Raw genomic sequence first — 21,112 nt, forward strand, 5'->3', positions numbered from 1 at the left:
CTCTACCAGGTCCTCGACCAACTCCAGGACCTGCTGAGCTGCTGGACCGGTGTCTGCCACACCTGTCAACGCCCGCTTCCCACACGGAAGTCCACAAGCCGAACACGACAGCCCACCCCAACCTAACGAAGTACTACTAGAGGTGCGGGAGCTGAGGTACTTCGTCGCGGTCGCCGAGGAACTGAACTTCAGCCGGGCCGCGCAACGCCTGGGGATGGCGCAGCCCCCGCTGTCGAAGGCGATCGCTCAGATGGAGTCCCGGCTCGGGGTACGCCTGCTGGAGCGCACCACCCGGCAGGTGAGGCTGACCAACGCCGGTCAGGTGCTTCTCGACCAGGCCCGGATCGCGGTCGACGCGGTGCACGCGGCGGCCCGGCGAGCACGCCGGGCCGGTCAGCCGACACCCCAGCTCGTCGTGGCGGTCAAACCGGGAGGCGACGCCGGGCTGCTGCGGGAGATCCTCGCCGCCTACCGGGGAACGGGTTCGCATCTGCCGCCGCCTGAAGTCGTCGTCGGCGGCAGCGGTGAGCCGATCGCCATGCTGCGGGACGGCCGTGCCGACGTAGCGCTGCTCCGCAGCCCGTTCGACGGTCAGGGACTGGACTCCCAGACGCTCGTGGTCGAGCCGCGACTGGCCGTCCTCCCCGCCGCGCACCGCCTGGCCGGACGCCGGCGACTGCGGTTGGCCGACCTCAGGGGCGAACCGATCCCGCGCTGGAAGGGGGCCGCCCCCTCCACCACCGCCTACTACACAGGAGGCGACGGAGCGGAAGCGGGCGACGGCCACTCAGGCCTGGCTCCGGACGGCACTCCTGAGGGGCCGCTCGTGGCCAGCGTCGAGCAACTCCTGGAGGTGGTCGCGCTGGGGCAGGCGGTGGCGTTCCTGTCCCGCTCGACCACCGAGCGGCACCAGCGCCCGGACATCGCATACCGGCCGGTCACCGGCCTCAGCCCCAGCGCGGTCGTGGTCGCCTGGCCGGAGACCTCGCGATCCGCAGCCGTCGCCGCCTTCGTCCGAGCCGCCCACGACGTCGCCACCCACCACCCCGACCACATGACCGTGCCGCGGCCGGCCCGGTCCGCCGGGCGGTGACGGAGGCCGGGACGAGCAGTGCCGGCAACTCACCGTCGGCCGGCGGGTGCAGGCGGAACCCCGCCTCCGGCGCCGCCAGTACGGCCCGCACGTCCAGCGCGGCGCCTCGACGTCCGCACGGGAGCGCAGCAGGGTCATGGCGGAGCCTGCGAGCTCACGGGCGGACCGGGACGCAGAACGGGGGTGGCAGCCGTGGAACGGTTGCCACCCCCGCAGGGCCGGGGAGCGGGGGAGCTCGGTGGTCTGCTGCGGTGCGCCCGGAAAACGCCTTGCCGCCGGGAACGGTCGAGGACGATCCTCGGGCATGGACCTTCCCCTGCGGGTGATCGAACTGGACACCGAGCTGACGCTCCGCCGCTTCGAGGGCGAGGCGGACCTCCCGGAGTACTTCCGGGTCATCGAGGAGTCGCTGGAGCATCTGCGGCCGTGGATGTCCTGGATCGCCGACCACAGCCGGGAACGGACCGCCGAGTTCCTGGCGGCCCGCCCGGAGCGCTGGGAGAGCGGGACGGACTTCACGTACGCGGTCGTGCTGGACGGGGCGATCGTCGGTGCCTGCGGGCTCTTCCGGCGGGAGGGCACGGCGGACGGCGCCCGTGAGATCGGCTACTGGCTGCACCCCGGTGCCACCGGCCGCGGGGTCGCGAGCCGGAGCGTCGTCGCCCTGGTCGGGCAGGCGTTCCGCCTCCCCGGCGTCGACTACGTCGAGATCGTCCACGACGTGGCCAACCGGGCCAGCGGCGCCGTCCCCGCGCGCCTGGGGTTCACCGCCGACGTCCGCCGCCCGGCCGAGCGGCTGGCCCCGGCGGAGAGCGGCGAGGAACAGGTCTGGCGGCTCACCCGCGGCCAGGCGGAGGAGCGGGCGGCCACCGGAACCCCCTGACCGGAGACCGCACGGACACCCCGCAGCCCGGCGTCCGGCGCGGGGCGGGGGTGCCGTCCCCGGTCAGGACGGGAACAGCATGCCCGGCCGGGGCCCGCCCCGGCGCTGCAGCCTGCGCAGGAAGGACAGCACCCCGGGGGTCCCGACGGCCCAGGTGGCGGACTCGACGGCGGGGTCGGCGCCGGGGAGCAGCGGCCGGCCGGGCGGGCCTCCGCCGCGGGTCAGGATCAGCCCGGCGATCTCCTCGGCGGCCCGCCAGTGCCGCTCGTCCCCGGTGGCCACGGCGAGGTCGACCAGGAGTTCCCCGACGCCGGCCAGACCGCAGCACTGCCCGACCGTGCCCATCCTCGGGGCCAGGGCGCGGCAGGCGGTCGCCGCTTCGGCGGCGCGGGCGGTGAACCCGTCCTCGCCGTAGTGCCGGCCCGCCTGGACCAGCGTCGTTCCGATTCCGGCCAGGCCGCGGCACCAGGATCCGTAGCGGCGGGTGGCCCCGGGCCGCGCGGCGTCGGCGACGAGGCGCGGCACGTCGGCGGCGAGTGCGTCCAGGATGCTGCGTGCCGCCTGCTCCGCCTGTGCGGCCCGTGCCGCCTCTGCTGCCTGGGTTGCCTGCGCCGCCTCTGCGGCGGGGCCGCGGGGTGCACGGGCCTCGGCGCCGGACCGGTCCGCGGCGGCGGCGGCCTCGGCGTACGCGCCGGGCAGGGCGAGCAGGAAGTGGGCGAGGCCGGCCCGGCCGTGGGCGAAGCCCTCGGCGAGCGCGGCGGTTCCGGGGTTGGGAGCCTCCCCGGGGTCGGCGGGACCGGCGGTGAGCCGGTGGGCGCACGCGGTCGCCACGGCCAGGTGGATCCGGGCGTCCCCGTGCCGGCCGGCCGCCGCCGCACGCCGGGCGAGCAGCAGCCGGGCTGTGCCGACACCTGCGGCGCCGGAGATCTGGTCCGTCCGGAGCGGGTCGGCGACCGCGTCCGCCCAGGTCCCGGCGCCGGGGCCCGGACCTGGGCCCGGACGACCGGCCGGCGGGCCGGCCGGTGGCTCGGTACCGAGAGGGTCGGCCGCGTGGGCGAGGAACAGGTCGACCCCGGCCCGGCCGTCGTACAGTCCCGGGCCGAGCCGGTCCATCGACGGGTGGTCGGCCGTCCACCGGGCCAGCGCGACGACCGCCGCGCGCGCGTCCGGACGGTCGGCGTGCTGCAGCAGTTCGAGGCCGAGGCCCGCGCCGCCGTCGTAGAGCGAGAGCAGCTTGCGCGGCTCCCCGCCCCGCCGGTCGGCGGCGACCAGTTCGTCGGCCGTCCGGACGCAGCGGGTGAGCAGGTGGCCGACGACCTCGTCGAGGAGCCCGGCGGTGACGGTGGGCGGGCCGTACGCGGCACGGGTCGCGGGAGGGGCCTCACCGCGCCGCAGCGTGGCTGCGGCTGCCGTGCGCTCGGCGGGATCGAGGCTCAGCAGGCCGGTCACCACCGTGACCACCGGGGCCGCCGGGCGCCCGGTCCGCGCGAGTGCGGCGGCGAGGCAGGCCAGGGTGCGGTCACGATTGGTCGCGGGATCCGGGTCGATCACCACCGGGTCGAGTCCGGTGGCCGCGTAGGACAGCGTGGTGCCCAACGCGTAGTAGTCGTCGGCCGGTTCGGTCTCCGTGGCGAGCGGAAGGCCGTAGCCCCGGGTCGCGCCGTCGGGGCGAGCGCCGTCGAGGGCGCTGACCCCGAAGTCGACCAGCGAGCATCCGCCGGACGCGTCGAGCACCACGTTGGCGGGCTTGAGGTCCCGGACCACCACGCCGCGTGCGTGCACGGCGTCCAGGATCCGCAACAGCCCGCGGGCCAGGGTCCACCAGCCGCGTTCCTGCGCGGGCGGGGCGCCGGGTCGGGCGCCCCGCCGGTCGGCCGTGGTGTCGTAAGGTCCCGACCCGAGCACCTCGCGGCGCAGGTCGCGCGGTCCGCAGGCGCTGCTCACCAGGTACTCGTCCTCGCCGTGCCGGAAGTAGTCGACCAGCCGCGGCACCCCGGCCACGCCCGCGAGTGCGGTGAGCACCTGCCGCTCGTGCCGGAGCCGGCCGCGGGCGTCGACTCCGGTGGTGTCCTCGGCGACGAAGGCCCGCGCCTGTTTCACCACCACCTCCTGGCCGGTGGAGAGTTCGACCGCACGGTAGACGTGCCCGTTCGGCGAGCGGGTGATCCCGGCGGTGATCCGGTAGCGGCCGTCGCCGACCCGGGTGGTCGCGCGGCGCCGCCGGGTTCGGGTGTCGAACGGGTCCTCCGCCCAGGGTGGTTGGCGGTAGGCGTCCCGGGCGAGACCCGTGAACCGTTCGCCGGCCGGACCGGTCATGACGAGTTCGGGGTCGTCGGCGGAGGGGCGGAACGGCCCGTAGCGGTAGTAGACCGGGGCGTCCGCCCGGACCCGCCGGTCGCTGACCACGCGGGGGCCGTCCCAGCCGGCCAGTGCCTCCGCCAACTCCTGCCCGAGAGCGGCGGGTTCATGCGCCGACGGGTACACCGTGACCGCCTTGCCGACGGCTGCCGCACCGCGAACTCCGGCGTTCAGTTCGCGCAGCACGGCGGCGTCGGCGGCGAACTTGGCGTCACAGGTGCGGCGGAGCAGGATCGGTACCACCACCTCCAGCAGGAGCGGGAGGAGGTCGGGGCGGGTCGAGACGTGGAGCTTCCAGCCGTGGGCGAGCTCCGGCATGTCGGGGTCGTGGAGGTACAACCAGCCGTCCCCGGCGTGACACTCGCGGCGGGCACCGGGCGCGGCGGCCGTGCTGGACGCGGTGGTCGCCAGGGCCACCAGCTCCGTCAGCCATCCGTGCAGCGCCCCGGCCGTCCCGGAGTCCGTCCGCGCGTTCACCGCTGCTGTCGACGGCACGGATGCACCCTCCCCGAGGTCCCTGTCCGGTGTTCTGCACGCTTCGGCCCGCTGTCCCGGCCCGGAGGGCGGAGCCGCGCGGGTCTCGGGGGCCGTACGCGCGACCGCCGCGCGCGGATTCGCGGGCGGCGGCCGACGGTTGTCCGACTCTCCCGACGGGGTCAGGAGTTGACGGCACACTCGAAGCGGGTCGGGACGTAGGTGACCCACGGGTCGGCGAGACACGCCACGGGGGCGAGGTCCGCGTCGAACTCGTCCTCGAAGGTGATGGTCTCGTCGTCGATGTCCAGCAGACCGGCGTCGCGGATGTCCAGGGCCAGTGCACTCATGGGTGGTTCCTCCCATACGGGTTGGCGGATTCCTTGCGGCATGCCCATGCTAGCCATCCCAACCAATTCACCATAGGGGTGCGACATCGCCACATCTGTGGACTTGTGGGGGCGGGACCGTTCTGCGAGCCCCGGGGGCTGCTGAGGGGCGTCGCCGTCGACTGCCCGGGGGTCGTCCGTGTGCGACGTCGGGTCGCTGATCGCCGTGCGGGGGAGGCGGCTTCATGGTTCGTCGTGGAATGAAGTGTCACATCTTGTCGAAAGTGATGATCGCGGAACCGGCCGGTGCTACGGTCGGATCATGTCCACGATCGAAATCGACCTGCTGACCGCCGAGTTCTTCGGGGCCTTCGACAACCGGGACGGCAGGCCGGCCGACGTGGCCCGGATCCGCCGCCTGCTCGTGCCGGGAGGTGTGATCGTCAAGACCGGTCCGGAGTTCACGGTCTACTCCGTCGAGGAGTTCGTCGAGCCGCGCGAGCGGCTGCTGAACGACGGGCGGCTGGTCGACTTCTCCGAGTGGGAGACCTCGGCCCGGACCGAGATCGAGGGGGACATCGCGTCCCGCTTCGGCGAGTACCGCAAGTCCGGGGTCCTGGACGGCGAGCCGTTCGAGGGCGGCGGGACCAAGACCATCCAGTTCGTCCGGACCCCGGAGGGCTGGCGGATCGTCGCGTTCTCCTGGTACGACCAGCCCTGACCGACCGGTTCCGACCGGTTCCGACCGGCCCGGAGCAACTCCCGGCGGCCCTGCCCCCGGGCCGGCGCGGGCACCCGGAACGCAGTTGACGGCGGGACGGGGCGCCCGGTACCCCGGCCGCCGCCCTTCCGGCGCCTGACGGCGCCCGCCCGCCCGCCGCCCGGCCGGGTCAGGGGAAGGCGAGCCGGGCGAGGACGGGAGCGTGGTCGGAGGGGCCGGCGTGCGGGGCGGTGGGCTGGGCACCGCTCACATCGGGCAGGCTCCCCGCCCCCGTCGAGACGGCTGTCACCCGTTCGAGCAGCGCGTGGCTGACCAGGATGTGGTCGATGAGTTCGCGCTGCCCCTCGAAGACCCGGGAGAAGCCGCCGGCGGCGAGGATGCGCGGGGCTAGGTTCCAGAGGCGGCTGCCGTCGCGGAGGTCCGGCCTGTCGAAGCCGCCGGTGCCGATCTGGGAGCCGGGCGGTCCGTACAGGATCTGCGTGGTGGCGGCCTGCCACTCGTCGTTGAGGTCGCCCAGGACGACGACGTCGCGGGTGCGGCCCTCGTCGGCCAGCAGGCGGTCGGCCAGTTCGCGCACCGCGGCGGCCTCGGCGCCGCGCCGGAACAGGGCGTAGGCGGCGTAGCGGGCCCGCTCGCCCTCGTCCTCGGTGCTGTGCCGGTCGCCCGGGAAGGTGAGGAGCTTCGACTTCAGGTGGCAGACCACGAGGTGGAGGGTGTGGCCGGGGCTCGGTTCGACGGAGACGGCCAGCGCGCCGCGCCCCATCGTGTGGATCGGCTCGCCGAAGTCCTCGACCTGGATCGGCCGCAGGCGCTGGGGGAACGCCGTCCGGTCCTCGACGCGGGTGAGCGGGTGGCGGCTGAGGAAGCCGACCCGGATGCCGCGCTCGTCGGCGTGGTCGGACAGCTCGGTGTGCCAGTCGCCGTCGAGGCGCGCGACCAGGTCGTCGAGTTCGGCCGGGCCGCCGACCTCCTGGACCCCGAGGACGTCCGGGGCGATGCGGTCGACGGCCTCGGCCAGGGCCCCGAGCTTGGCGTCGTAGACGTCCTGGTTCTTGGCCGCGCACCGGTGCGAGGGCGGCGCGCCGTCCTCCCGGGGCCGGCAGAGGTTCTCCAGGTTCCACGTGCCGATGACCACGTCCATGTGCACTCCTGTCGCCGTGTCGGTGGGCGCCGGTGTCCCGGGGCCCAGTGTCCCGGCCGGCGGGGGGCGGCGGACCGGGAGGACGGGGGCGGTGCGCGGATGTTCACCCGCCCGGTCGCCCGCCGGGCCGCGCGGCGTGTGGCGAGGTGCCCGCGCTCCCACCGGTGACCCACCTGCGGGGGGCGTGTGAGGCCGTGACAGCATCCCGGGTGTGGTGATCTACGACGAACGTCTCTCCGTCCCGAGGCGCTGGTGGCTGGCCGTCCTGGTGGCGGCCGGCGCTCTCACGGCCGCCCTGCTGCCACTCGGTCCGACGGCCGCGGCGGCGGCCGGCGCCCTGCTGCTGACCGCGGCGGTCCCGGCGCTGCGCTGGTACGGCGCGGTCAGGATCCGGATCTGTGACGGTGTCCTGGTGGCCGGCCCGATCGTGCTGCGCGGTGAGCACACCGGCGCGGTCGAGATCCTCGACGAGGCCGCCGCCTTCGCCTGGCGCACCCGCCTCGCCGGCCCCCGGGCGCGTCTGCTCATCCGCACCTACCTGCCCCGTGCCGTGCGCGTCGAGGTCGCGGAGCCGTCCCTGCTCTGCCCGTACGTCTACCTCTCGACCCGCCGCCCGACCGCCCTCGCGGCGGCCCTCGCCGAGGCGCGCGACCGGTACGCCGCCCCGGCCGCGACGCGCGGCTGACCGCCCCTGCGGGCGGTTCGGTGCGGGCGGACAGGTGGGCGGACCGGCCCACCCCGCCCACCTCGGCGGCGACGACGGCGACGCCGACGGCTCCGGCGGACCGCTGCGGGTCTCAGCCGACGTTCGGCGCGCCCGCTCCGGTGGGGTGCCCGCCGGTCCCGGACGACCCGAACCTGGTCGCCGACACCTCGGCGTGCCCGATCCGCCGCAGTGCCAGGAGGATCGGCTCGTTGAGCACGGTGAGGGCCACCATCGCCTCCAGCTGCTCCTCGTCGGGATATCCGGCCAGCACGTCCACCTCGTACTCGGTCAGCGGGGCGACGGCGGCCGCGTAGGGACGCAGGCGGGTGATGTCGCAGGGGTGGCCGAGCCGTTCGAGCGCGGTGACGGCGTCGACCAGGTTCCAGTAGAGCGGCTGGTCCACGCACTCGCCCCAGCCCGTCTCGGCCAGCAGTTCGTCGACGGCCGCGCGCGCCGCCGTGCCGGGTTCGGGCCTCTCCTCCGCGTCCGGGCGACCGCTGAAGAGGGCCTCCTGGGCGGCGCCGAACCGCTGGTGCTGGTCGAGCGTGTCGTCCTCGGCGGCCCGGATCACCTCCTTGGTCGCGGCGATGCTCATGCCGCCGACCTGGACGAGCGCGCGGACCAGCCGGAGCCGGCGCAGGTGCGCCTCGGTGTACTCGGAGCGGGAGGCGGTCACGCGGTCGCCGGCGGGCAGCAGGCCCTCGCGCAGGTAGTACTTGATCGTCGCGGTCGGCACGCCGCTGCGGGTACTGAGGTCGGACAGCCGCATGGCGGGCTTTCCTTTCGGATCGACTGGACACCCCAAGGGGATAGTGTCACTATCTTAATAGGGATAGCGACACTATCCATTGACCTCAGGGGTGAGTCATGGCACCAACTACCCTTTCACGCGGGCGAACCACCGATGCCCACGAAGGCGGCGTCGTCGTCTTCCTCATCGGTATGCGGATCAACCGGTGGCGCGCCGTGCGCCAGTGGTGGCCCACCTTCAAAGCCATGCCGGCCATGCTGCGGGAGCTGGCGAAGGACCCGGACTCCGGCATGGCGGGCTTCCGGGTCGTGGTCGGGGGCGGCCTGCGCGAGATCACCCTGATCCAGTACTGGCGGGACGCGGACCGGCTGCTGGCCTACGCGTCGGCGGCGGACCGCCACCACCGGCCCGCTTGGCAGGCGTTCAACCGCCGCGCCCGCGCCGCGTCGGCGGCGGACAGGGCGCCGGCGGTGGGGATCTGGCACGAGACCTTCCAGGTGCCCGCCGGCGGGCACGAGTCCGTCTACGTCGGCATGCCGTCCTTCGGTCTCGGCCAGGCGTTCGGTACGCAGCCGGTGGGGAAGCGCGGCGACACCGCGGCGCAGCGGCTCGCCGGCCGGCAGGGCTGACCGCGACGGCGCGGGCGGCGCGGCCTGTGGCGGACGGTACGGCCGGCTCGGCCGGCCGGGACTCCCCGGGGGTGTGGTCTGATGGTGCGATGATCGACGAAGCTTTCGCCGCAGAGTGCCTGACGCCCGTCGCGGAGGTGGTCCGGCAGGCGGCCGCCGCCGAGATCATGCCGCACTTCCGGTCGCTCGCCGCCGACCAGGTGGCCGAGAAGAAGGGCCCGCACGACCTGGTGACGATCGCCGACCGGCGTGCCGAGGCCTACCTGTCCGCGGCGCTGACGGCGCTGCTCCCGGGCTCGGTGGTGGTGGGGGAGGAGGGCGTCGACGCGGATCCCTCCCGCTACGGCGCCCTGGGCGGCGACCTTCCGGTCTGGATCGTCGACCCGATCGACGGGACCCGCACCTTCGTCCGCGGCGAGGAGGGGTTCTGCACCCTGGTCGCCCTCGCCCACCGCGGCGAGCTGCTGGCCTCCTGGACGTACGCGCCGGCGCGTGACGAGATGGCGACGGCGCTCCGGGGCGGCGGGGCCCGGCTCGACGGCGTCCCGCTGTTCGCCGGCTCCCCGGGGCCCGGGGCTCCGCTGGAGATCGCCTCCTCGCACCCGGACTACACCACGCCCGACCAGCGGCGTGCCCTGCTCGGTCTGCGCACCGACGGGGTGACCACCCGGCCGTGCGCGGGGTCGGCCGGCCTCGAATACCTCGCCATCGCCCGCGGCGCCCTCGATGCCGTCGCCTTCTGCTGGGAGAACGCCTGGGACCACGCGGCCGGCCTCCTCCTGGTCGCCGAGGCCGGCGGCGCCCACACCACCCGGGGTGGTGTGCCCTTCCGTCTCGCCGGGGGGAACACCCTCCCGCTCACCGCCGCCCGGGACCCCGAGACCCTGGAGCGCGTACGCCGCCTCCTCGCCGGCGAGTGATCCCGGGCCGGGCCCGCGGTTTCACTCGAACGGGGTGCGGTGCAGGGAGATCAGCAGGCGCCAGCTCCGGGCGGCGAGCTCCTCGGAGGTGGCCGGGACGAGGGCGTGCAGCCAGTCCGCCAGCAGTGCGGTGAAGGTCGCGGCGACGGCGGTCGCGACGAGGTCGGGGTGTGGCGCACCGGCCAGGGCCCGCTCGGTGCGGCTGCGTTCGCGCAGCTCGCGGTGGAGGACCTCGCCGAGCGGTCCGGTGCCGCCGGGCAGCAGCAGCGGGCGGTGGACCGCCGCGTGCTCCGCCACCTCGGCGAGGAACGCGGCGAGCGCCGGGGGCGGGGCGGCCGGGTCGGGGACGCCGCGCCAGGCGTGCAGGGCGTCGACGCCCTCGCGCGCGACCTGGGCGCAGGCGTCCACGGCCAGGGCCCGGAGGTCCTCGTAGTGCAGGTAGAAGGTGGCGCGTCCGACGGCCGCGCGCCGGACCACGGCGGCCACGCTGACCTCGCCGAGCGGGCGTTCGGCGCACTCGGCGAGCAGCGCGGCGCGGAGTTTGGCCCGGGTGCGGTCGGCCCGTGCGTCGCTCACCGGGCGACCAGGACGGCGGCGAGCGCGAGGGCGCCGGGCAGGGCCTGGGCGAAGAGGATCCGGCGGTTGGCGGTCGCCGCGCCGTACAGGCCGGCCACCACGACGCAGGACAGGAAGAAGACCTGGGCGCCGAAGCCGGTGGGGTCGTCCGCGAGCAGCCCCCAGACCAGGCCGGCGGCCAGGAAGCCGTTGTAGAGGCCCTGGTTGGCGGCCAGCGGGGCGGTGGCCTTTGCCGTCGTGGCGTCGAAGCCGGAGAGGCCGCGCCCCGGCGCGCGCTCCCAGAGGAACATCTCCAGCACCAGGATGTAGCCGTGCAGGGCGGCCACCAGGCCCACCAGCGTGTTCGCGACGATACCCATGACGAGGCTCCGTTCTGGACGAGTGTCCAGTAATCATAGACAGGTGTCCAGGACAGAGCCACCGGCCGGCTGTGGGTGGAGTGGAGCGGAAGGGTCGACGCCCGCCTCCGTTAACTCCAACTCTCCCCGGGTCCGAACGGCGTGACGCCGCCTCTGGAGCCGGCGGAGCCTCAGGGGGGTGTCATGGGCCGGCGGGGTGAGGGTGTCGGGACCGTTCGGGTTAGGTTAACCTAACCTAAGTAGCGCGTCGGCTGAAGCTCCTCCCCGACGTTCCGCACCACCTCCCCGCAGTACCACCTCCCCGCAGCGCCATCGCGCCGCCGCGCCCGGGCGCTCAGGCCCGGACGCGGCGCCGATCCCCCCGGAAACCGGGCCGTCGAGCCCATCCACCAGTCAGGACACCGCGTGCGCCCCGACCTCGAAGTCCCCCTGCCCGTACCGGACGACGCCTGGCGGACCAGGCCGGCGGCCCAGCAGCCGGACTGGCCCAGCGTTTCCGAACTGCGGGACGCCGTGCGTCGGCTGGAGTCCCTGCCCGTCCTCGTCCCGGCCGAGGAGTGCGAGCGCCTCCGTCTGCGCATGGCCGACGTGGCACGCGGCCGGTCCTTCCTGCTCCAGGGCGGGGACTGCGCGGAGACCTTCGACATGATCACCCCCGAAGGTGTGGGTGCCACCCGTGGCACGCTGCGCAGCATGGCGGCCACCCTGTCGGACGCCCTGGCCATGCCGGTGGTCACCATGGGGCGGACCGCCGGCCAGTACGCCAAGCCCCGTTCCCGGAGCACGGAGACCCGTGGCGGCGTGACGTTGCCGGTCTACCGGGGTGATGCCGTCAACGGGACCGAGTTCACCCCCGAGGCGCGGACCCCCGACCCCGGCCGCCTCCTCCGGAGCCGTCACGTCGCTGCGGTGACCATCGGGTATCTCCGCGAACTCGCGGACGAGGGAGACGAGTTCTTCGTTTCCCATGAAGGTCTTCTCCTGGACTACGAGGCCGCGCTGACCAGGACCGACCCGCGCACCGGGCGTCGCTGGGCCGGCTCCGGTCACCTGCTGTGGATCGGCGAGCGGACCCGCGACCTGGACGGCGCGCACGTCGAGTACTTCAGCACCGTCGACAACCCGATCGCCGTGAAGCTCGGCCCGACCGCGGACGCGGACACCGTGCTGCGGCTGGCCGACCGCCTCGACCCCGAGCGGGAGCCCGGGCGGCTCACCTTCATCAGCCGGATGGGTTCCCGGGCCGTGCGGCACGTCCTGCCCGAGCTCGTCTCCCGGGTGGCGGCCGAGGGCTTCCCCACGGCGTGGGTGTGCGACCCGATGCACGGCAACACCGTCACCGCGCCCTCCGGACACAAGACCCGGTACTTCAACACGGTCATGGACGAGATCAGGGGCTTCTTCGAAGTGCACCGCACACTGGACACGGTGGCCGGGGGCCTGCACCTGGAGATGACCGGCCGGGACGTCACCGAGTGCGTCGGCGGAACCGGCGGGGTTTCCGCCGACGACCTCGCCGACCGGTACGAGTCGGCCTGCGACCCGCGCTTCAACCGCGCCCAGTCCCTGGAGGTGGCCGCCCGGGTCGCCGAGCTGGCCTCCACGTCGCCCCGTCCGCTCCGGGTCTCGCCGACGATCTCCTTCTGACACCGCGGCAGGCCGCCCGCGCGGACGCCGAAGCGCCGGCACCCTCTCCCGGTCCCGGCGTTTCGGCGGGTGCGGAGCCGTCGGACCGGTCCCCGCCGGCGTGCTCCACCGGGTCGGCCGAGCCGAACCCCGGCGCCCTCCCGGGCCGACGGCGAGGGCCGGGCGGCGGGCGTCACGGCAGCAGGACCACCTGGCCCGCGTAGTTGAGGCCGGCGCCGAAGCCGACCAGGAGCGCGGTGTCGCCCGGACCGGCCTCCCCGGCCTCCAGCAGCGCCTCCAGGGCCAGCGGCACCGAGGCGGAGGACGTGTTCCCGGTGCGGGCCACGTCGTGCGAGACCACCGTCCGCGGCCCCAGCTCCAGCCGTTCGGCCATCAGGTCGATCATCCGCGCGTTGGACTGGTGCGGCACGAACACGTCCAGGTCCCCGGGCGCGACCCCCGCGCCGTCCAGCGCCCGGCGCGCGCCCGGGCAGACCTCCTCCATCGCCCACCGGAACACCCGGCGGCCGTCCATCCGCAGCCAGGGCCGCTCGGTCGTGCCCGGTGATCCCGCGTAGGCGTCCCACCCGTGCGACATCCGCAGCGAGTCGAAGTACCGGCCGTTGGCGGCGCGGGCCACCGGTCCGATCCCGGGCCGGTCGGCCGGGCCGACCACCGCCGCGCCCGCGCCGTCGGCGAACAGGAAGGCCATCGAGTCGTCCGTCGGGTTCACGATGTCGGTCATCCGCTCGGCGCCGACCACCAGGACGTGACCGGCGCTGCCGGCGCCGATCGAGTCGGCGGCCAGCGCGAGGGCGTGGCAGAAGCCCGCACAGGCGGCCGAGAGGTCGATCCCCGTGGCGCCGTGCGCGCCCAGCTCGTGCGCGATCCGGACGGCCGTCGGCGGGGTCATCAGCATGTTGGAGGTGCTCGCCAGCAGCACCAGGTCGACGTCGGCGGGCCGGACCCCGGCGCGGGCCAGGGCCTTGTCGGCAGCCGCCGCGCCCATCACGGCCAGGGTCTCCGCCGGCCCGGCGAACCGGCGCTCCACGATGCCGCTGCGGCCGGTGATCCACTCCTCCGGGTGCCCGATCAGCCGGCCCAGTTCGGCGTTGCCGACCACCCGGGCGGGCCGGTACCCGCCGACCCCGAGCAGCCGGCTGTGACCGACGGGGGCCGCCCGCAACCCGTCCGTCCGCGCCCCGTCCGCCTCCGGCCCGTCCGCCTCCGCCCGATTCGCCCAGGCCCCGTCCGCCTCCGGCCGGTCCGGGCGCGGACGCTCCGGTCGCACCGCGTTCTGCACCGCACTCTGCTCGGCCATCGTCGACTCCCCTTCGGGCCGCTCGGGTCAGCACTCCGGGGACAGCGTCCGGGGCCTGCCTGGAACCCGGCCGGAGCCAGCCGCGCCGTCGGCTGTCCAGCGCCGCTCGACCGCGTCCCCAGCCGGGTTGCCGACGGTGGCGATGTTCACCGAACGGAAGGAAACCCCATGGCTGGCTTCACGCTCACCGACTTCCAGCAGATCGTGGCGAAGTGCTTCGAGGGCACCGACGGCGGCGAGCTCGACGCGGCCTCGGTCGACAGCGAGTTCGGCGACCTCGGCTACGACTCCATCGTGGTCTACGAGATCGCCGTCCGGATCCAGGACGACTACGGCGTCGCCATCCCGGACGAGGACCTCGACGACCTCAAGACGCCCGCCGACTTCATCGCGTACATCGGTGCCCGCATCCCCGCCGCGAGCTGACGGAGCGACCGGAGGGCAGCCGCGGGGACGGCTGCCGACGGCAGAGGACGGAAGAGGAAAAGAGGAGAACGGACTATGAACCGTAGCGTCGCCATCACCGGCATCGGTGTGGTCGCGCCCGGCGGGATCGGCCGGAAGGCGTTCTGGGACCTGCTCGTCTCCGGGCGCACCGCCACCCGGACCATCTCGCTGTTCGACCCCGGCCGCTTCCGCTCGCGGGTGGCGGCCGAGGTGGACTTCGACCCGGCGCTGTACGGCCTGACCCCCCGGGAGGTCCGCCGGCTCGACCGGGCGGCCCAGTTCGCCGTGGTCAGCGCCCGCGAGTGCATCACCGACAGCGGACTCGAGTTCGCCGCGCTGGACCCGCACCGGGTCGGGGTCAGCGTCGGCAGCGCCGTCGGCGGCACCACCACCCTGGAACAGGAGTACCTCGTCCTCAGCGACAGCGGCCGGCAGTGGGAGGTCGACGGCGACTACGTGTCACCGCACCTGTACGACGCCTTCGTGCCCAGCTCGCTGGCGGCCGAGGTGGCCTGGACGGCAGGCGCCGAGGGCCCTGCCGCCGTGGTCTCCACGGGGTGCACCTCGGGTCTTGACTCCATCGGCTACGCCCGCGACCTGATCGCGGAGGGCAGCGCCGACGTCATGCTGGCCGGCGCGGCCGACACCCCGATCTCGCCGATCGCCGTCGCCTGCTTCGACGCCGTCCGCGCCACCTCGGTGCGCAACGACGACCCGGCCCACGCCTCGCGCCCCTTCGACCGCGGCCGCGACGGGTTCGTGATCGCCGAGGGCGCCGCGATGTTCGTCCTGGAGGAGCTGGAGCACGCCCGGGCCCGGGGCGCGCACGTCTACGGGCTGGTCTCGGGGTACGCCACGCGCTGCAACGCCTACCACATGACCGGGTTGAAGAAGGACGGCCGCGAGATGGCCGAGGCCGTCAGGCACGCCCTGGCCGAGGCACGGCGGGCACCCGACGCGGTCGACTACGTCAACGCCCACGGCTCCGGCACGAAGCAGAACGACCGGCACGAGACGATGGCCTTCAAGCAGGCACTCGGCGACCACGCCTACCGGGTGCCGGTCAGCTCCATCAAGTCGATGGTCGGTCACTCGCTCGGGGCGATCGGATCGATCGAGATCGCCGCCTGCGCGCTGGCCATGGAGCACGGGGCCGTCCCGCCCACCGCCAACCTGCACGAGCGCGACCCGGAGTGCGACCTCGACTACGTGCCCAACGAGGCGCGGGAGGCCCGGTTGGACACCGTGGTGTCGGTCGGCAGCGGCTTCGGCGGCTTCCAGAGCGCGATGGTCCTGACCCGGGCGGACGCCGCATGAGCGGCGTGGACACCGGAGGCGCCGAGGCCGGGCCCGCCGTCCGCACCGGGCCCGCAGCCGCTGCCGGAGGCGCAGCCGGCGCCGCCGCGGACACCGCGGTGGTCACCGGCATCGGCGTGGCCGCGCCCAACGGCCTGGGTACGGAGGCCTGGTGGGCGGCGACCCTGCGCGGCGAGAGCGGGATCCGCCCCATCACCCGCTACGACGCCACGAAGTACCCGGTGCGCCTGGCCGGGCTCATCCCGGACTTCGACGCCGCCGCCCACCTGCCGGGCCGCCTGCTGCCGCAGACCGACCGGGTCACCCGGCTGGCGGTCGCCGCCGCCGACTGGGCGCTCGCCGACTCCGGCGCAGACCCGGCCGAGCTGCCCGAGTACGGCATGAGCGTGGTGACCTCCAACGCCACCGGCGGCTTCGAGTTCACCCACCGCGAGGCGCGCAAGCTGTGGACCAAGGGCCCGCAGCACGTCAGCGTCTACGAGTCCTTCGCCTGGTTCTACGCGGCCAACACCGGTCAGATCTCCATCCGCCACGGCATGCGCGGGCCGGGCAGTGTCCTGGTGGCGGACCAGGCCGGCGGGCTCGACGCGCTCGGCCACGCCCGGCGCACCCTGCGCGGGGGGAGTTCGCTGGTGGTGAGCGGCGGGGTGGAGTCCGCGTTCGACCCGTGGGGGCTGGTGGCCCACCTGTCCGGCGGCGGGGTCTCGACGGTCGCCGACCCGACCCGCGCCTACCTGCCGTTCGACACCGGGGCCGCCGGGCACGTGCCCGGCGAGGGCGGCGCCGTGCTGATCGTGGAGAGCGCCGCGGCGGCGGCCGCGCGCGGTGCCCACCAGGTCTACGGCGAGATCGCCGGGTACGCGGCGACCTTCGACCCGGCGCCCGGGTCCGGCCGCCCGCCCGGCCTGGAACGCGCCGCCCGGCTGGCCCTGTCGGACGCCGGCCTGGCGGCCGGGGACATCGACGTGGTCTTCGCCGACGCGGCCGGCGTCCGTGAGCGCGACGACGCCGAGGCGGCGGCGATCGAGGCGCTGTTCGGCCCGTACGGGGTCCCGGTGAGCGTGCCCAAGACGCTCACCGGCCGGCTCACCGGCGGCGGCCCGCCGCTGGACACCGCCGCCGCGCTGCTGTCCGTCCGGGACGGCGTGCTGCCCGCGGCGGCGCACGTCACCCGGCCGGTGCCCGGCCACCGGCTCGACCTGGTGCGGGGCGAACCGCGCCCGCTGCGGGTCCGGGCCGCGCTGGTCCTGGCGCGCGGCCACGGCGGCTTCAACTCCGCCCTGGTGGTGCGCGCCGTGGAGCCGGGCCGCGGGGCCGCCCGGGGCACGACCCGCCCATCCGTCCGCGAGACCGCCCGGGAGGACCGGCCATGAGCCACCTGACCTTCGACGACCTCCGAGGAATCCTCGCCGAGTGCGCGGGCGAGGACGAACAGACCCGGATCGACCCCGAGGCCCTGGACCTCCCGTTCACCGACCTCGGCTACGACTCGCTGGCCCTGCTGGAGACGGCGGCGGTGATCACCCGCCGCTACGGCACCGACCTCGCCGACGACGTGATGGCGGCCGTCGAGACCCCGCGCCAGCTGCTCGACCTGGTGAACAGCGCGATGGCCGAGGCGGCCTGAGCCGTCGCGGCGGATCGGGCCGCCGGGCCGGATCCGAGAGCCCGAGAGTCCGAGAGCCCGAGTGAAGTCAGAAGTCCGAGAGAACCCGAGAGAACCCGAGAGAACCCGAGAGGAGCGCGAGCATGGGAGTGCAGCAACCACCCGGCCCGGCCCTGGTCACCGGGGCGACCCGCGGCATCGGCCGGGCCGTCGTCGAGACGCTCGCCCGGCGCGGTCACCCCGTCTTCCTCGCCGCCCGGGACGCCGAACAGGTGGCCGCCACCGTCAAGGAGCTGCGCGGGCAGGGCCTGACGGCGGACGGCGCCGCCTGCGACGTGCGGTCCCGCGACGAGGTGCGGGGCTGGGTCGCGGCCGCCGTCGAGCGGTACGGCCCGGCCGAGGTGCTGGTGAACAACGCCGGCCGGGGCGGCGGCGGCGTCACCGCCGACCTTCCCGACGAGACCTGGTACGACGTCATCGACACCAACCTCAACAGCGTCTTCCTGGTCACCCGGGAGGTCCTCACCACCGGCCGGATGCGCGAGCGCGAACGCGGCCGGATCATCAGCATCGCCTCCACCGGCGGCAAGCAGGGCGTGCTCTACGGGGCGCCCTACTCGGCGTCCAAGCACGGCGTGGTCGGCTTCACCAAGGCGCTCGGCCTCGAACTCGCCAAGACCGGCATCACCGTCAACGCGGTCTGCCCCGGGTACGTCGAGACGCCGATGGCCGAGGGCGTGCGCCGGGGCTTCGCCGGCCTGTGGAACGTCACCGAGCAGGAGGTGCTGGAACGCTTCCTGGCCAAGATCCCGCTCGGCCGCTACACCGAGCCCGCCGAGGTGGCCGCCTTCGTGGGCTTCCTGGTCACCGACGAGGCGGCCCCGATCACCGCGCAGGCGCTCAACATCTGCGGCGGCCTCGGCACGTACTGACCCGCCCGCCCCGCCGGACGGGCTGCCCCACCACGACGACGGAGGGACCCATGACCACGCCACCGACCCGCCGCACCGCCGAGCACACCGCGGACCTCCGGGCACCCGCCGACCGGGCGTTCCGGCTGATCGCCGACGTCACCCGTTGGCCGCTGCTCTTCCCGCCCTGCGTCGCCGCCGACGTGCTGGAGTCCGACCTCGACTCCGAGCGGATCCGCCTCTGGGCCCTGGTCGGCGAGGAGGTGCGCAGCTGGACCTCGCTGCGCACCCTCGACCGCGAGCGGCTGCGGATCGACTTCCGCCAGGAGACGCCGAGCCCGCCGCTCACCTGGATGGGCGGCCACTGGGAGTTCGAGCGCGGCGCGGGCGGCGAGAGCGCCACCCGGCTGGTCCTCGGCCACGAGTGGGTCACCGCCGGCGCGCCCGAGCAGGCCGACCTGATCGCCCGGGCTCTGGACGGCAACAGCGAGCAGGAGATCGGCGCCGTCCGGGCCTGGGCCGAACGGCCGCAGCCGCCGGAGGAGTTGGTCTTCTCCTTCGCGGACCGGGTCGAGACGACCGCCCCGCCCGGGGCGGTGTACGACGTCCTGCACCGCGCCGACCTGTGGCCGGACCGGCTGCCCCACGTGGACGCGGTCGAGCTGACCACGGTCCCGGCGACGCCGGTCACCGGCGGCGCGGAGGTCCAGCGGCTGTCGATGGACACCCGGGCCGAGGACGGCTCGGTGCACCGGACCCGTTCGGTGCGGCTCTGCTTCCCGCACGAGCGGATCGTCTACAAGCAGACCGCCCCGCCGGCCGGTCTGCTGGGCCACAGCGGCGAGTGGATCGTCACCCCGCACGGTGCGGGCTCCGCGGTCACCGCCGTGCACCGGGTCGCCCTCGACGCGGACGCGCTGCCCCGGCTGTTCGGCGCGGGTACCGAGCTCGCGGTGGTGCGCGAGCGGGTGCGCGCGGCGCTCGGGGGGAACAGCCTGCGCACGCTGGAGTGGGCGCGTTCGTTCCTGGCCGACGCCGACGCCGACGCCGACGCCGACGCCGACGCTGCCGGTGCCCGTGCCGGTGCCCGGGAGGTGGCCCGATGACGGAGCTGCTCGCCCCGCACGGTGCGCCGGACGCCGACCGGGTCCGCGTGCGGGAGGTCGCGGACGGGGTCTACGCCTACGTCCAGGAGCCCGGCGGCTGGTGCCTCAACAACGCCGGCGTGGTGCTCGGCGGCGGGGAGAGCCTGCTCGTCGACACGGCGGCGACCGAGCGGCGGGCCCGGCGCCTCCGCGAGGCCGTGAACGGTCTGACCGCGGCCCCGCCGCGGCTGCTGGTGCTCACCCACTTCCACGGCGATCACGTCTTCGGCTCCGCGGTGGCGGCGCCCGAGGCGGCCGTGGTCGCCCACGAGCACGCCCGCCGGGAGATGACCGAGGCCGGCCTCGGCCTCACCGGACTCTGGCCCGATGTGGACTGGGGCCGGATCGAGGTGCGGCTGCCGCACCTGACGTACCGGGACCGGCTCACCGTGCACGTCGGCGACCGCCCCGTCGAGCTGCTGCACTTCGGGCCGGCCCACACCACCGGGGACACCCTGGTGTGGCTGCCGGACGACGGCGTGCTGTTCGCCGGGGACGTGGTGCTCAACGGCTGCACGCCGTTCGTCCTGATGGGCTCGGTGCGCGGCACCCTGCGCACGCTGGAGCGGCTGCGCGAGCTGGCGCCCCGGACGGTGGTGCCCGGCCACGGGCCGGTCGCCGGTCCGGAGGTGCTGGACGAGACGGCCGCCTACCTGGACTGGCTCCTGCGGACGGCCGAAGCGGGCCGGGCCGCCGGGCTGAGCCCGCTGGAGACGGCCCGCGACGCCGGTCCCGGCCCGTACCCCCACTGGCTGGACGGCGAACGGGTGGTCGGCAACCTGCACCGCGCGTACGCCGAACTCGACGGCGAACCGGAGGGCGTGGCGCTGGACGTGGTGCGGATCTTCGGCGAGCTGGTGGAGTACAACGGCGGGCGACTGCCGGACTGCTACGCCTGACCCCCACCGCGGTGCGGCCCCGGTGGGGGAGGTGCCGGTCGGTGACCCCGGTAGGAGCGGCCCCCTCGGGGGCGGACCCTGCCGGGGTCACCGTCGTGCCCGGAGGGCCGGCAGGTCGGGCTCCGTCCGGCGGCGCGACCTGGCGGCCGAGGGGCGTACCCAGGTGTCCAGGACGGCGGCGGAGAACAGACCCAGTCCGCGGACGCGGGCCCGGGCGAGGTCGGCCGGCGTGTCGACGTCCAGCCGCAGGCCCGGTCCGGCGGCCAGCACCGGCTCCCGGGACTCGGCGGCCCGGCCGAACGACGGGACCAGGTCCGCCGCCCGCAACGCGGTCACGGCCGTGGTGCCCGCGCCGGTGTGGTCGGCGACCCGGGCCCGGCGGTGCCGGCGGGCGGCGGCCAGTGCCTCCGCCAGCTCCTCGGGCCGCAGCGTCGGCAGGTCGGCGGCGAGGACGGCCACCGGGCAGTCCGGGGTGAGCGCGGCGGCCCCGGTCAGGGCCGCCGCGTCCGGCCCGGCGCGCCGCCCCTCCGGGGTGGTCGCGGCGCCGAGCGTCCGGGCCTGCCGGGCGGCCAACGGGTCGTCGGTCACCACCAGGACGAGCCCCACGCCCGGAGTGGCCCGCACCGCACGCAGGGTGTCGAGGTAGAAGGCGTGGGCCAGTTCGGCGTGGTGGCGGCCGCTGTGCAGGGCCAGACGCTGCTTCGCCGATCCGAAGGGCCGGACGGGCAGGACGACCGACCAGAGCAGATCGTCCTCCCCGGGGCCGCCCCGGGCACGGTAGGGCTCGGCTGTCATACCTCCGAGCGTCCCCGCCCCCTCTGGAGCCCTTCTCCAGCTCGCCTGGAGCACCTCCGGGACTCCCTCGTGCCTCCCGCCCGGCCGGCGCCCGCCCCGGACGGG

Annotated in this window: 22 protein-coding genes; 14 read left to right on the forward strand and 8 right to left on the reverse strand. The window is 75.2% G+C overall.

The window, feature by feature from the left end; translation table 11 throughout:
• The first annotated feature begins 142 nt into the window (after window positions 1-142).
• Entirely contained in the window at window positions 143-1,093 is a 951-nt protein-coding gene (locus tag PUR56_RS16210; RefSeq protein ID WP_329949449.1) for a LysR family transcriptional regulator, read from the forward strand.
• A 304-nt stretch (window positions 1,094-1,397) separates the two neighbouring features.
• On the forward strand, window positions 1,398-1,976 hold the full coding sequence (locus tag PUR56_RS16215) for a GNAT family N-acetyltransferase (RefSeq protein ID WP_329949450.1): 579 nt from the start codon (window positions 1,398-1,400) through the stop codon (window positions 1,974-1,976).
• A 63-nt stretch (window positions 1,977-2,039) separates the two neighbouring features.
• Here the strand turns inward: PUR56_RS16215 and lanL are convergent, their stop codons facing one another.
• Together lanL and PUR56_RS16225 are read right to left on the reverse strand one after the other, a co-directional pair.
• On the reverse strand, window positions 2,040-4,829 hold the full coding sequence (gene lanL / locus PUR56_RS16220; RefSeq protein WP_329949451.1) for a class IV lanthionine synthetase LanL: 2,790 nt from the start codon (window positions 4,827-4,829) through the stop codon (window positions 2,040-2,042).
• Between the two features lie 161 nt (window positions 4,830-4,990).
• Window positions 4,991-5,158, reverse strand: a complete 168-nt coding sequence (locus PUR56_RS16225; RefSeq protein ID WP_329885076.1) for an SflA family class IV lanthipeptide — start codon at window positions 5,156-5,158, stop codon at window positions 4,991-4,993.
• A 301-nt stretch (window positions 5,159-5,459) separates the two neighbouring features.
• Here PUR56_RS16225 and PUR56_RS16230 point away from each other — a divergent pair, with 301 nt between their 5' ends.
• Window positions 5,460-5,858: a DUF4440 domain-containing protein gene (locus PUR56_RS16230; protein ID WP_329949452.1), complete on the forward strand. Its 399-nt coding sequence runs from the start codon at window positions 5,460-5,462 to the stop codon at window positions 5,856-5,858.
• Between the two features lie 169 nt (window positions 5,859-6,027).
• Here PUR56_RS16230 and PUR56_RS16235 read toward each other — a convergent pair whose 3' ends face one another.
• Window positions 6,028-6,993, reverse strand: a complete 966-nt coding sequence (locus tag PUR56_RS16235) for an endonuclease/exonuclease/phosphatase family protein (protein ID WP_443034514.1) — start codon at window positions 6,991-6,993, stop codon at window positions 6,028-6,030.
• Between the two features lie 217 nt (window positions 6,994-7,210).
• Between PUR56_RS16235 and PUR56_RS16240 the strand changes: the two genes are divergently transcribed.
• A complete protein-coding gene (locus PUR56_RS16240; RefSeq protein WP_329949454.1) occupies window positions 7,211-7,684 on the forward strand; it encodes a DUF3093 family protein in 474 nt (157 codons plus the stop codon).
• Window positions 7,685-7,796: 112 nt separating this feature from the next.
• Here PUR56_RS16240 and PUR56_RS16245 read toward each other — a convergent pair whose 3' ends face one another.
• Entirely contained in the window at window positions 7,797-8,474 is a 678-nt protein-coding gene (locus PUR56_RS16245; protein ID WP_329949455.1) for a MerR family transcriptional regulator, read from the reverse strand.
• 98 nt (window positions 8,475-8,572) lie between these two features.
• Here PUR56_RS16245 and PUR56_RS16250 point away from each other — a divergent pair, with 98 nt between their 5' ends.
• On the forward strand, window positions 8,573-9,085 hold the full coding sequence (locus PUR56_RS16250; RefSeq protein ID WP_329949456.1) for a DUF4188 domain-containing protein: 513 nt from the start codon (window positions 8,573-8,575) through the stop codon (window positions 9,083-9,085).
• Between the two features lie 89 nt (window positions 9,086-9,174).
• Complete coding sequence (locus PUR56_RS16255) at window positions 9,175-10,005, forward strand: inositol monophosphatase family protein (protein WP_329949457.1); 831 nt, start codon at window positions 9,175-9,177, stop codon at window positions 10,003-10,005.
• A gap of 21 nt (window positions 10,006-10,026) precedes the next feature.
• Here PUR56_RS16255 and PUR56_RS16260 read toward each other — a convergent pair whose 3' ends face one another.
• Both PUR56_RS16260 and PUR56_RS16265 read right to left on the reverse strand, forming a co-directional pair.
• Entirely contained in the window at window positions 10,027-10,581 is a 555-nt protein-coding gene (locus tag PUR56_RS16260; protein ID WP_329949458.1) for a TetR/AcrR family transcriptional regulator, read from the reverse strand.
• Window positions 10,578-10,940, reverse strand: coding sequence for a DUF1304 domain-containing protein (locus PUR56_RS16265; RefSeq protein WP_329885084.1), 363 nt, complete (start codon window positions 10,938-10,940; stop codon window positions 10,578-10,580). Before PUR56_RS16265 ends, PUR56_RS16260 begins: the two co-directional genes overlap by 4 nt.
• A gap of 405 nt (window positions 10,941-11,345) precedes the next feature.
• Here PUR56_RS16265 and PUR56_RS16270 point away from each other — a divergent pair, with 405 nt between their 5' ends.
• Window positions 11,346-12,587 (forward strand): 3-deoxy-7-phosphoheptulonate synthase class II, encoded by a 1,242-nt coding sequence (locus PUR56_RS16270; RefSeq protein WP_329949459.1) that lies wholly within the window; start codon window positions 11,346-11,348, stop codon window positions 12,585-12,587.
• Window positions 12,588-12,759: 172 nt separating this feature from the next.
• Here PUR56_RS16270 and PUR56_RS16275 read toward each other — a convergent pair whose 3' ends face one another.
• Window positions 12,760-13,887, reverse strand: a complete 1,128-nt coding sequence (locus PUR56_RS16275) for a beta-ketoacyl-ACP synthase 3 (RefSeq protein ID WP_329949460.1) — start codon at window positions 13,885-13,887, stop codon at window positions 12,760-12,762.
• A gap of 168 nt (window positions 13,888-14,055) precedes the next feature.
• On the opposite strand from PUR56_RS16275, the gene PUR56_RS16280 reads away from it, so the two are divergent.
• The 7 genes from PUR56_RS16280 to PUR56_RS16310 all read left to right on the forward strand — a co-directional run bounded on the left by PUR56_RS16280 (window position 14,056) and on the right by PUR56_RS16310 (window position 20,212).
• Window positions 14,056-14,313, forward strand: coding sequence for an acyl carrier protein (locus PUR56_RS16280; protein WP_329885087.1), 258 nt, complete (start codon window positions 14,056-14,058; stop codon window positions 14,311-14,313).
• Window positions 14,314-14,388: 75 nt separating this feature from the next.
• Window positions 14,389-15,651: a beta-ketoacyl-[acyl-carrier-protein] synthase family protein gene (locus PUR56_RS16285; RefSeq protein ID WP_329885088.1), complete on the forward strand. Its 1,263-nt coding sequence runs from the start codon at window positions 14,389-14,391 to the stop codon at window positions 15,649-15,651.
• On the forward strand, window positions 15,648-17,024 hold the full coding sequence (locus PUR56_RS16290) for a ketosynthase chain-length factor (protein ID WP_329949461.1): 1,377 nt from the start codon (window positions 15,648-15,650) through the stop codon (window positions 17,022-17,024). Before PUR56_RS16285 ends, PUR56_RS16290 begins: the two co-directional genes overlap by 4 nt.
• Window positions 17,021-17,278: an acyl carrier protein gene (locus PUR56_RS16295; protein WP_329949462.1), complete on the forward strand. Its 258-nt coding sequence runs from the start codon at window positions 17,021-17,023 to the stop codon at window positions 17,276-17,278. Before PUR56_RS16290 ends, PUR56_RS16295 begins: the two co-directional genes overlap by 4 nt.
• 122 nt (window positions 17,279-17,400) lie before the next feature.
• Window positions 17,401-18,189: an SDR family NAD(P)-dependent oxidoreductase gene (locus PUR56_RS16300; RefSeq protein ID WP_329949463.1), complete on the forward strand. Its 789-nt coding sequence runs from the start codon at window positions 17,401-17,403 to the stop codon at window positions 18,187-18,189.
• 50 nt (window positions 18,190-18,239) lie between these two features.
• Window positions 18,240-19,274, forward strand: a complete 1,035-nt coding sequence (locus tag PUR56_RS16305; protein ID WP_329949464.1) for an aromatase/cyclase — start codon at window positions 18,240-18,242, stop codon at window positions 19,272-19,274.
• Window positions 19,271-20,212 carry an MBL fold metallo-hydrolase gene (locus PUR56_RS16310; protein ID WP_329949465.1) on the forward strand — a complete coding sequence of 314 codons (942 nt, stop codon included), beginning with the start codon at window positions 19,271-19,273 and terminating at the stop codon, window positions 20,210-20,212. Before PUR56_RS16305 ends, PUR56_RS16310 begins: the two co-directional genes overlap by 4 nt.
• A gap of 87 nt (window positions 20,213-20,299) precedes the next feature.
• Here PUR56_RS16310 and PUR56_RS16315 read toward each other — a convergent pair whose 3' ends face one another.
• Window positions 20,300-21,007, reverse strand: a complete 708-nt coding sequence (locus tag PUR56_RS16315; protein ID WP_329949466.1) for an NTP transferase domain-containing protein — start codon at window positions 21,005-21,007, stop codon at window positions 20,300-20,302.
• Window positions 21,008-21,112: the final 105 nt, after the last annotated feature.

This window comes from Streptomyces sp. BE303 (genome assembly GCF_036290945.1).
GTDB lineage: Bacteria > Actinomycetota > Actinomycetes > Streptomycetales > Streptomycetaceae > Kitasatospora.

Coding starts and splice junctions, on each gene's coding strand:
- PUR56_RS16275 (WP_329949460.1), bottom strand. CDS start 13,887: ATGGCCGAGCAGAGTGCGGTGCAGAACGCGGTGCGACCGGAGCGTCCG.
- PUR56_RS16295 (WP_329949462.1), top strand. CDS start 17,021: ATGAGCCACCTGACCTTCGACGACCTCCGAGGAATCCTCGCCGAGTGC.
- PUR56_RS16265 (WP_329885084.1), bottom strand. CDS start 10,940: ATGGGTATCGTCGCGAACACGCTGGTGGGCCTGGTGGCCGCCCTGCAC.
- PUR56_RS16305 (WP_329949464.1), top strand. CDS start 18,240: ATGACCACGCCACCGACCCGCCGCACCGCCGAGCACACCGCGGACCTC.
- PUR56_RS16215 (WP_329949450.1), top strand. CDS start 1,398: ATGGACCTTCCCCTGCGGGTGATCGAACTGGACACCGAGCTGACGCTC.
- PUR56_RS16280 (WP_329885087.1), top strand. CDS start 14,056: ATGGCTGGCTTCACGCTCACCGACTTCCAGCAGATCGTGGCGAAGTGC.
- PUR56_RS16225 (WP_329885076.1), bottom strand. CDS start 5,158: ATGAGTGCACTGGCCCTGGACATCCGCGACGCCGGTCTGCTGGACATC.
- PUR56_RS16230 (WP_329949452.1), top strand. CDS start 5,460: ATGTCCACGATCGAAATCGACCTGCTGACCGCCGAGTTCTTCGGGGCC.
- PUR56_RS16250 (WP_329949456.1), top strand. CDS start 8,573: ATGGCACCAACTACCCTTTCACGCGGGCGAACCACCGATGCCCACGAA.
- PUR56_RS16315 (WP_329949466.1), bottom strand. CDS start 21,007: ATGACAGCCGAGCCCTACCGTGCCCGGGGCGGCCCCGGGGAGGACGAT.
- PUR56_RS16245 (WP_329949455.1), bottom strand. CDS start 8,474: ATGCGGCTGTCCGACCTCAGTACCCGCAGCGGCGTGCCGACCGCGACG.
- PUR56_RS16285 (WP_329885088.1), top strand. CDS start 14,389: ATGAACCGTAGCGTCGCCATCACCGGCATCGGTGTGGTCGCGCCCGGC.
- PUR56_RS16290 (WP_329949461.1), top strand. CDS start 15,648: ATGAGCGGCGTGGACACCGGAGGCGCCGAGGCCGGGCCCGCCGTCCGC.
- PUR56_RS16255 (WP_329949457.1), top strand. CDS start 9,175: ATGATCGACGAAGCTTTCGCCGCAGAGTGCCTGACGCCCGTCGCGGAG.
- PUR56_RS16310 (WP_329949465.1), top strand. CDS start 19,271: ATGACGGAGCTGCTCGCCCCGCACGGTGCGCCGGACGCCGACCGGGTC.
- PUR56_RS16300 (WP_329949463.1), top strand. CDS start 17,401: ATGGGAGTGCAGCAACCACCCGGCCCGGCCCTGGTCACCGGGGCGACC.